The sequence below is a fragment of the Alkalibacterium psychrotolerans genome, from assembly GCF_054784355.1.
The window spans coordinates 1-9,348 of record NZ_BAAGPH010000031.1 but is presented as its reverse complement, the minus strand read 5'-3'; the positions used below and the strand labels follow the sequence as shown (position 1 = coordinate 9,348).

The 9,348-nt window shown below is 39.6% G+C and carries 8 protein-coding genes and 2 pseudogenes; 5 read left to right on the top strand and 5 right to left on the bottom strand.

The genetic code is table 11. The features are described from left to right. Positions 1-195: 195 nt before the first annotated feature. Complete coding sequence (locus tag ACYVLS_RS05500) at positions 196-1,092, top strand: ROK family protein (protein ID WP_460322157.1); 897 nt, start codon at positions 196-198, stop codon at positions 1,090-1,092. Positions 1,093-1,215: 123 nt separating this feature from the next. On the opposite strand, the gene ACYVLS_RS05495 is transcribed toward ACYVLS_RS05500, so the two are convergent. Next, positions 1,216-3,243, bottom strand: a complete 2,028-nt coding sequence (locus ACYVLS_RS05495) for an ABC transporter ATP-binding protein/permease (protein ID WP_460322155.1) — start codon at positions 3,241-3,243, stop codon at positions 1,216-1,218. Positions 3,244-3,337: 94 nt separating this feature from the next. Next, on the bottom strand, positions 3,338-3,982 hold the full coding sequence (locus ACYVLS_RS05490) for a TetR/AcrR family transcriptional regulator (RefSeq protein ID WP_460322153.1): 645 nt from the start codon (positions 3,980-3,982) through the stop codon (positions 3,338-3,340). A 345-nt stretch (positions 3,983-4,327) separates the two neighbouring features. Here ACYVLS_RS05490 and ACYVLS_RS05485 point away from each other — a divergent pair, with 345 nt between their 5' ends. The 3 genes from ACYVLS_RS05485 to ACYVLS_RS05475 all read left to right on the top strand — a co-directional run bounded on the left by ACYVLS_RS05485 (position 4,328) and on the right by ACYVLS_RS05475 (position 7,465). Further along, entirely contained in the window at positions 4,328-5,206 is an 879-nt protein-coding gene (locus ACYVLS_RS05485; protein ID WP_460322150.1) for a DUF1295 domain-containing protein, read from the top strand. Between the two features lie 76 nt (positions 5,207-5,282). Further along, positions 5,283-7,052 carry a DegV family protein gene (locus tag ACYVLS_RS05480; protein WP_460322148.1) on the top strand — a complete coding sequence of 590 codons (1,770 nt, stop codon included), beginning with the start codon at positions 5,283-5,285 and terminating at the stop codon, positions 7,050-7,052. An 11-nt stretch (positions 7,053-7,063) separates the two neighbouring features. After that, positions 7,064-7,465, top strand: coding sequence for a DUF2177 family protein (locus ACYVLS_RS05475; RefSeq protein ID WP_460322146.1), 402 nt, complete (start codon positions 7,064-7,066; stop codon positions 7,463-7,465). Positions 7,466-7,623: 158 nt separating this feature from the next. On the opposite strand, the pseudogene ACYVLS_RS05470 reads toward ACYVLS_RS05475, so the two are convergent. Beyond that, positions 7,624-7,770 (bottom strand): annotated as a pseudogene (locus tag ACYVLS_RS05470) (transposase); the annotation flags it as partial. A gap of 204 nt (positions 7,771-7,974) precedes the next feature. Next, positions 7,975-8,109 carry a hypothetical protein gene (locus tag ACYVLS_RS05465; protein WP_460322144.1) on the bottom strand — a complete coding sequence of 45 codons (135 nt, stop codon included), beginning with the start codon at positions 8,107-8,109 and terminating at the stop codon, positions 7,975-7,977. A gap of 237 nt (positions 8,110-8,346) precedes the next feature. Between ACYVLS_RS05465 and ACYVLS_RS05460 the strand changes: the two are divergent. Next, positions 8,347-8,571, top strand: a pseudogene (locus ACYVLS_RS05460) (transposase); the annotation flags it as partial. Between the two features lie 47 nt (positions 8,572-8,618). Here ACYVLS_RS05460 and ACYVLS_RS05455 read toward each other — a convergent pair. Continuing rightward, positions 8,619-9,179: a TetR/AcrR family transcriptional regulator gene (locus tag ACYVLS_RS05455; RefSeq protein ID WP_460322142.1), complete on the bottom strand. Its 561-nt coding sequence runs from the start codon at positions 9,177-9,179 to the stop codon at positions 8,619-8,621. Positions 9,180-9,348: the final 169 nt, after the last annotated feature.

Sequence of the window (9,348 nt, the reverse complement as noted above, 5' to 3'; positions counted from 1 at the left end):
TGGTGAAATGATTCCAGAATACTTTGTAAGTCACACGGGGATCGTATATGACAATAGAACACAAAAATAAAAAGGTCAGCAGATAATAAAGAGTCCTCGGGCGAACTTTGCCCGAGGTTTTCTTATATACTAATGAAAAAGAGAAAGCGTTTTAATCAAATCCAATATAATTTGAACATGAAAAGGAGCAGTTGGATGAAACAGTATTTAGTTTTGGATATAGGCGGGTCAGCAATAAAGTTTGCACTGATGGATAAAGAGACGATACATATTAAAGGAAAACGGAAGACTCCTCGTGATTCGCTGGAATCCTTATTATTTGTGTTTGAACAGATTGCCCAGCCTTACGCAAAAAGTGTAGTAGGAGTGGCTATCAGCATGCCGGGGCGAATTGATTCCGATACCGGTTATGTCATACACGGAGGTTCGCTGGAGTACGCCAGAAATATTCACTTGGCTGATATTATTCAAAAGCGGCTGGAGCTGCCTGTAAAGCTTGAAAATGACGGGAAAAGTGCGGCATTGGGTGAGTTCTGGAAAGGCGGCCTTAAAGGCATGCAAAATGGTGTAGCGTTTGTCTTGGGTACGGGAGTAGGTGGAGGCATTATCTCCAATGGTCAGTTGGTAAAGGGGCACCACTTTAGTGCGGGAGAATTTTCCTTTATGCGTACGGATGGTAAAAATCCACTGGACCCGGAAAGTTTTTTTGGAAGAAGCGGGAGTACGACAGATTTGGTGCGGCGAGTCGCACAAATGACTGGAGAAGACCCTGAAGACTTTGAAGGTCAGGATATGTTCAGGCTTATAAGAGCAGGCCATTTGGAAGTAGAAAGAGAGTTCAGAGCATACTGCAAGGGCGTCGCAGGACAAATTATCAATCTCCAAGGTGTGCTCGATCCGGAAGTATTTGTGATAGGTGGTGGCATGAGTGCGGAGCCGATGCTTGTAGAGGAAATAGAAAGAGCACTGGATGACTTTTATGAAAAAGACCTTGTTTACTCTGTAACTGGAGTCAGGGCATCAGTTAAAAGAAGTGAACTCGGAAATGATGCGAACCTCTTTGGTGCGTTATATCAGCTGCTGCACTCTTAGATAAGCGGTGAGTCTGATAATATGAATTGTAAATTGCAAAAAAGACATGCGCATATGAGCCATGTCTTTTTTGGACTGCTATTAACTAATGATAATTTCAAGATGGATCAAAGCTGTCTTTAATTAGTCATGTCGCAATGCTTCTATCGGATCCAGTCGGGCAGCTTTATTGGCTGGGAAAACGCCGGCGACCATACTGATGATTACGCTGGCCGTTACTCCGAACGCACCATAAAGGGGAGTAATGTGGAGTATGGTTGTTCCGAATAGATTATCAACGGCCATATTTCCAATAAAAGAGAGTATAGAAGCAATACCAATCCCCAGAAGGCCGCTGAAGAGACCAATGAGTAATGATTCGGAAACAAAGATTCGGCGAATATCCTTGTTACGTCCACCAATTGCTTTGATAACTCCAATTTCCTGAGTACGTTCGACAACGCTGATATAGAGAACGGTTAAAATCATGATAGCCGAAACAAACAGTGAGATAGCTGCCACACCCGACAGGATATATGTGAAGATATCCAGGAGTTGTGTAAAAGTCGCTGCCAGTGTATCCGTTGATGAACCGGCATAACCGAGATTACTCAGTTCTTCTTTAATACTCTGAGAATGGGAAGCATCATCGGCATGAAGATACGCGACATTAGCTTCAACACTGATGCCATTATCTTCGCTCATATCAGTAAAGGACTCCATAGTCATAAAGACGGAATCGAAGGCACCAGCTGGTCCGATAGCATTTCCTGCAGTATAGATACCACTGACTATAAACAATCCGCTCAAAGCATCTCCATCAACTGATAGTTTCACTTCCACTTCTTCTCCAATCATCTCCTCAGCAGAATCTGCCATGTTTTCAGCCATTTCTTCGGTAATGAGAACGTCACCGGCTTCTGGAAATGAACCGTGAAGGATATTGGACTGTGTCATATTGGCAGATACAGTGCCGAAATTCATAAAAGAATAAGCCTCGTCCTCGTAGACAACTGTATCACTACCCAATGAGAAGGAAGCATACGCGAGGTCCATTGATTCAACGTGTGGTATAGATCTTAGTTCATCGATATTTTCCGCTTCAAATGGAATCACTTGAGACAGTTGAACTGCCGGAATATTATCAGCAAAATTACCGGGGCCTCTATCACTCCGTTCATTCGTGTCTGTTGTATCGGTGTCTGAATTAGTTTCCGATTGGGTATCCTCCGTCATGCGTGCTTCGCTAATCAAGGGATTAACATTTTCATTCATCGTATCTGTCAGGTAGTCATTGACACCATTACCCAGAGCAAGCATTAAAATGACACTCATGATGCCGATGCTTCCTCCTAAAGAAATCAGAATATTACGGCTCAGCTTTTCTTTCATATTTAACAAGGCCATGTGTATCGCAGCGAAAAAACTGAGGTTTCTGTTACTTTTTCGCTCAATTCGTTTAAAGTTATTGGCGTGCTCGTTTACCGTTCGGCGATCCTCGTCCTGTATAATCGCTCCGTCATCAATCGTGACAATTCTTGACGAACGTGACGCTACACGGTCTGAGTGCGTAACCATAATGACAAGTTTGCCGTTTTTGGCAATCTCCTGAATGATAGCCAGTACTTGGTCTGATGTCTGTGAATCGAGAGCGCCGGTTGGTTCATCTGCAATAATGATGTCTGGATCATTAACAAGTGCTCGGGCTATGGCAACACGCTGCTTCTGCCCACCTGAGAGTTGACTGGGTTTCTTTTTATACTGTTCTTTCAGTCCGAGATGTTCGAGGATTTCCATTGCCCGCTCTTTTCGCGTCAGTTTATCTACATTGGATAAGGTCATGGCTAACGTCACATTGTCGAGTACAGACAAGTGGGAGACTAGGTTGAAACTCTGAAAAATAAATCCGATTTTTTCTTTGTGAAAACGAACCAGTTCTTTTTCGGTAAAATCTCCGATGTTGTCTCCATCGATGAGAATATCGCCTTCATATTTCAAATCAAGCCCGCCAAGCACATTCATCAGTGTGGACTTTCCGCTGCCGGATTCGCCAATGATTGAAACAAGTTCGCCTTTGTCAAAGGTTAAGGATATATCTTTTAAGGCGTGAAAGTGTTCGGAGTCAGTAATGGGATAATATTTGTTTAAATGTTCTATCGTTAGTAGGGCCAAGATGAAAACCTCCAGTAAAGAATATAAAAAGTGAGTACTCACTCACTAATTGTTTAAAGTATAAACCCCGACTGTACTAGTAGTCAAGGTTTATTTATGGACGAAGGCCTTTTTCCAAAAATTGAATCAAATGTTCAATATCAGACTCAGTGTTGGATGAGGATGAAAAACCTATAGACTGCGAGATAACGTATCCTGCAACGGTACTGATAATAAAGCGGAGTATTTCGTCATTCGGCCAGTCAACCAGCTCGTCTTTATCTTTAAATATAGATAGTATTTGGGAGAGCTCGTCAATGAGTACATCTGGAATCAGCGTGCTTAAGTTATCCCTCATGGTTTCCTGATAAAGATACTCGGTTAGAAATATTTTCCAGATCTTAAGATTGTTTCCGGCAAAATTAATTCGTTCAGGTAGAACGTAACGAAGAAACTCTGAAAAAGATAACTCATTTAATTTCTCCTGGTTCTTTAAAAAATCAGCTGGGATTAAATCTTCCAGTGACTGACTTAAAATAGGGAGAATGCTAGCATACAATAAATTTTCCTTGGAACCAAAATGTTTAAAAATGGTTCCTTCAGCAACGTCTGCTGCACGGGAAATATCCTTGGTGGACGTATTGGAATAGCCTTTTTCAGCAAACAGCAATAAGCTGGCTTCCAGAATGTCTTGCATTTTGGGTGTCAGTTTTTCATTATTTTCAACTTTTTGTCTAAATAGCTTAAAAATGGAGTCCACAAGCTTAGCTCCTTTGATTAGGTTAATTATATTCTACGTTTAAAAGAACGAACAAGCAAGGTCCAGCCTTACTGAAAAAGGTATGATTTACATCGGTAGTGATTTTTTATTCGTCCTCTCACTTGATGACACAAGTGGTAGATGCTTTTGGAAAAGGTGGAACTTAGCATTAAATAGTACTGAAAGGTTAGGAAGCTCTGGTTGAATTAAATAAATTACAAAAAAATTAAGCATTATAAAGTTCAAGAAAGATAATAAGTGTTATACTATCATCAGATACTTATTCAGTTTCAATTATCATGAAACTGAAATAAAAATCAGTATTGCAAACAGAAGAGGTGTATTATGGATAAAAAAAGACTCATTATTTACCCGCTATTGTTTCTGGCAACCTTTGCAATAGCAACACAAGGATTTACCAATATTGATTTTGACGGCTTGCTCGTTCCGCTGATCTTTACCTTTATCTATTTTACGATCATATTCTTAATTGCAACCGCTATAAAGAACAACTCCATAGTGGACATTGGATGGGGAATGGGCTTTGTCATCGGCAGTTGGCTGACCTTATTTGTGACAGATGAACCCACGCTATTATCTTATATTATTGTCGGTTTTATTACTGTTTGGGGATTGCGATTGTCACTTAGACTGTTGAAACGGAACTGGGGCAAGCCTGAGGATTTCCGATATGCTCAGTGGCGAAAAGAGTGGGGAGACAAAGTCGTCCTTATCGCTTTTTTCCGGGTATTTATGGTTCAAGGTATTATTAATTTTATTGTCGGTTCAGCAAGCTATTCCATCATTCGCTTCAATACCTTCGAATTTGAAGGCATCAGTCAGTTTGTCATTTATGCCGGCTTGCTTATCGCCTTGACCGGTCTTCTGTTTGAAGTCATTGGTGATGAGCAGCTGAGACAGCACATCCAAAAAGGGTCAGGTAAACTGCTACAGTCAGGCTTATGGTCAGTGACACGACACCCGAACTATTTTGGAGAAATTCTCATTTGGGTAGGACTTTACCTGAGTGGTATTCCAATGATGTTTACGGGCGATATCAATCCGATTTACTATGGCTTGCTGGTTATTTCTCCTGTTATCATGAGTGCGGTACTGATGAAAATATCCACGCCACTCCTTGAAAAAAATATGGAGAAGTACGAAGCATGGGAAGACTATAAACAACGCGTTCCGATGATTTTCCCCTGGGGAGAAAAGGGATAAATAAGAGACTTGGAGTAAAGCACTGAAGCATTCGGTCGGTGTTTTACAAAAAGCCGAACAAGAGGGGAGAATGATTATGAAGACTATTACGCAAAACGAGCTCTACAACGGTCTGATCAACGGGGCGAGAGAAGTTATGAATAATCGCATTTTTTTAAATGACATCAATGTCTTTCCAGTAGCTGATGGCGATACTGGGAGTAATCTATTTTCAACGATGCACAGTATTGTTCACCATTCACAATTAAAAGATAATACGAAAACAACGGTAGAGACCATTGCTGATTCTGCCATTATCGGAGCGAGAGGAAATTCCGGTCTGATTTTTGCCCAGTATTTCCAAGGGTTCAGTGAAGGCATTACGTCAGAAACAGAGATTACAATCGAGAACTTCGCATCTGCCATTAAAGCAGGCATGGAATACGCCTACCGGGCAGTTGAACATCCTGTTGAAGGCACGATGTTGACGACGATGACTGTGTTTTATGAATCATTAAGCAAAGAACTGGGCAGCCATGAAGCATTCGACAAACTGCTTGAAGCGGCGAGTGAAAAAGTGGAAAATGCAGTGGAGCATACGACTGAGCAGCTTAAAGTTCTGAAGAAATCGTCTGTTGTCGATTCTGGTGCGAAAGGTTTTGCTTATTTCGTCAAAGGCTTTTTAGAAGGTATTCGCGGTCACGTCATTTCAGAAGACGACTCAGAATCCTTTGAGAGCATTCCGGCTATCAGTGAGGATGATCACCAGATTGGAGATTACCGCTACTGTACAGAAGCGCTAATTGAACATAAAGGAAACGCTGAAGACTTAAAAGCACTTATTTCTGATATCGGTGATTCCATTGTTGAAGTTAAAGGGAAAACAAAGACACGTCTGCATATTCATACCAATGATCCGGCTGAAATGTTCGACCGTCTGTCAAGTAAAGGTCAGATTATTGAGCAGAAAGTTGATGACATGGTCAGACAGTATGACCGTATTCACCACAGAAAATACAAGACCGTTATTGTAACAGATTCTATTGCGGACATACCTGAGGATATGCTCGATGATGCTCAGGTTCACGTTGTTCATGTCTCACTGCTGGTCGGTGATGAAACGTACATTGATAAACTGACCATTACGAATGAAAAACTGTTTGACGTCGCTAAAAACAAAGGCATCCACCCGACATCTTCTCAGCCAACCACGAGAAGTGTGGAAGATGCGCTCCGCTATCTGCTGACTTACTACGATGATGTTGTGGTATTTACAGTAGCGAAAGCACTGAGTGGAACCTATAATGTCTTTTCCAAAGCAGCTGAGAAATTTGCTGACACGAACAAAAACATTCATGTTATTGATACTAAGCAGAATTCGGTGGCGGAAGGTCTTATTGTCTGGCAGGCTATTGAGAATTTAAAAGCTGGTAAATCAGCTGATGAGATTATGTCCGTTGCAGAACAGTCCATTGGCCAGTCTAAGATTCTGGTTAAAATTAACACTCTGGATAATATGATTGCTTCAGGAAGACTGAGTGTGCGAGCCGGCGGCATTGCAAAGAAAGTCGGTTTGAAACCGATTGTATCGCTGGATGAAAATGGGGAAGGCGAAGTCTTTAAAATTGCCTTTAATCCAAAGACTGCTTTGAAGAAAATTTTGAAGCATGTCAAATCCGTAAATGATTCAAAAGGCATTAAGCACTATGCCGTAACCTATGTAGACAATCCGCAGCTGGGTCAGGAGTTTGCTGACCAATTGAGCAATCTCTTAGGAAAAGAACCGGTTTATATTACCAAAACATCCGGAGTTATTGCTAACGGTGCCGGAGTCGGCGCAGTTGCAGTAGCCTACATCACTGAATAGGAGGAAAATAAATGGATTTTCTGATTACCTACGTCATTACACTCGTCGTCTTTTTTGCGATTGATATAATCTGGTTAGGTCTCGTTGCCAAAGATTTTTATCAGAAGCAAATTGGTTTCCTGATGAGAGACAAGACAAACTGGCCAGCTGCCGTTATTTTTTACTTTATCTTTATAGTCGGTTTAGTATTTTTCGTCATCAATCCAGCATTGGAGTCTGAGAGTTTACTTGAAGCCTTGCTGAGAGGAGTATTCTTTGGCTTTATTGCGTATTCAACGTATGACTTAACAAATTTAGCCACACTTGCAAAATGGCCGCTTAAAGTGACCATTGTTGATCTCATCTGGGGTACTGTACTAGGTGGATCTGTATCTGCTGTCAGCTATTTCATTTCGGCAATGATTATTCAGTAAGGTACCTGAATAATTCATAGCTCTATAATTAAAGCTGTTTTCTTGAACAGATTAATTATCTTTGAAAAAATAAGGAATTTTTCCTCGAAACGGTGTGTTCTANAGGACATACTTCTCCCTTGAAAATGATTGATTTAAAACTTTATGCGATAACTCCTCTAAATACATTGTCTGGATCGCCGTAGGCGTTCGAAAACCTTATAAAATTCGGTTTGATACACATGATAACTCGACAGGTTGAGATAGACTTGTCTGCCTGTTTTAACGAGTTTGCCGGCAACTTTGAGCAATGTCAATCGTATAGAACGATTAGCAGGTATGGGTTTGATTAATAAAACCCTCAAAATGATTGGTTTTACAAATGGACATGGTCGTCAAGATGTTTCTCTAAATGCTTCTTCTATTGGCATATTGTTTTGCGAAATAGGGCTTTTGAGTTATTTAATTTTTCTATCAGAAACATATTTTTTGAAAATATTTAATAGAAAAAAGAGGCAGAAGCCTCTTTTTTAATGGTAGCGATGTTGATGTTCAGCTAAAGTTTTTGCAGCTTGTCTTTTTGTTCTGTTACTTTTACTAGTAGACAATTTTCTTCCTGCTTCGCTGACTTTACGAGAAACTCGTTTGCATTGTTTTTTTCCCATAACTACATCACCTCACTTTTCTCTTCTTACAAAAGAAAGCGGATAGAGTATCAGAAATCACACCATTTTTTATTTGATAATCTAAGGCTTTTGATTTTGAAAGCCTTTTCTTATGTGATTCTATTTTACTATACACCTGATTCAAAATCAAGAACGTAAGTTCCCTGTCGCATTTTGAAAAAACAGATCTCACAAAATTAAATGATTCAGGTAAATCTCATTATCGATATAAGATATGTATCAAAAACCTTCGTTTCTAGCCTTACCGAACAGTTAGATCCACTGGTCAATGAATGGCAGAATCGCTCGCTTTCAAACACAAATTACCCTTATCCCATGACGGATGTTCTCTACATAAAGATACGAGAAGATCATCGAGTGCTGTCTAAAAGCTGCCATATTGCGATTGGAATAACAGAAGACCGGGACCGCGAAATCATTGGCTTTATGATTCAAAAGGATGTCCATTTATAGAAGGAAAATCAAAGTAGACTTAATCTTCGTTACGTTCACCCCAATTTTTCTAAAGTTTGTTTATATAGCTCAATAATTTCTTCACGACTAATTTTATCTTGATTATTTTTATACCAATGGACGGATTGAATCGTGATCCCCATAATAATTTGTCCTTTGTATTCATTCATCATTGTTATATTACTATTATCCTCGCCTGTGTTTACATGGTTTCTTAACATACGCTGCCCATACTCTTGAACACTTTCTAACTCTACAATAATGTCCGCATTCATTTGAAGACTGAAAATGAGATATAGCAAATTATCAAATTGGTTTAGTAGTTGTTCGAAAACCAAAATAAAAAAGTTATCTTCTTCATTCTCTAAATTTTGAAACGCACGATCAAAAATTATATTCATTTTATGCTTAATGAAAAAAGTTAGAAAATCATATTTGTCTAAAAAATGTTTGTAAAAAGTTGGGCGTCGGATCATCGCTTCATCGCATAATTCCTGCACTGAAATTTTCTCAAATTCCTTTTCATGTAACAATTTCTCAAAAGCTTCGATAAGTGATATATATGTTTTTTGAATTCTTAAATCTAAATTTTCCACTTTGAAAACCTACTCCTTCATAATTAATGAACATTTCAACCCTGGGGCTGGGAAAAAACCAGCTCTTAACAAACAAAAAGAACAATGAAAACCGTCGGTTTTAGATGGTCTTCATTGTTCTTTTGTATTTTTTCTGAAGATGTAGAAGTACATCCTCCTTTTCTTCGGA

Coding starts and splice junctions, on each gene's coding strand:
- ACYVLS_RS05500 (WP_460322157.1), top strand. CDS start 196: ATGAAACAGTATTTAGTTTTGGATATAGGCGGGTCAGCAATAAAGTTT.
- ACYVLS_RS05485 (WP_460322150.1), top strand. CDS start 4,328: ATGGATAAAAAAAGACTCATTATTTACCCGCTATTGTTTCTGGCAACC.
- ACYVLS_RS05480 (WP_460322148.1), top strand. CDS start 5,283: ATGAAGACTATTACGCAAAACGAGCTCTACAACGGTCTGATCAACGGG.
- ACYVLS_RS05475 (WP_460322146.1), top strand. CDS start 7,064: ATGGATTTTCTGATTACCTACGTCATTACACTCGTCGTCTTTTTTGCG.
- ACYVLS_RS05465 (WP_460322144.1), bottom strand. CDS start 8,109: ATGGGAAAAAAACAATGCAAACGAGTTTCTCGTAAAGTCAGCGAAGCA.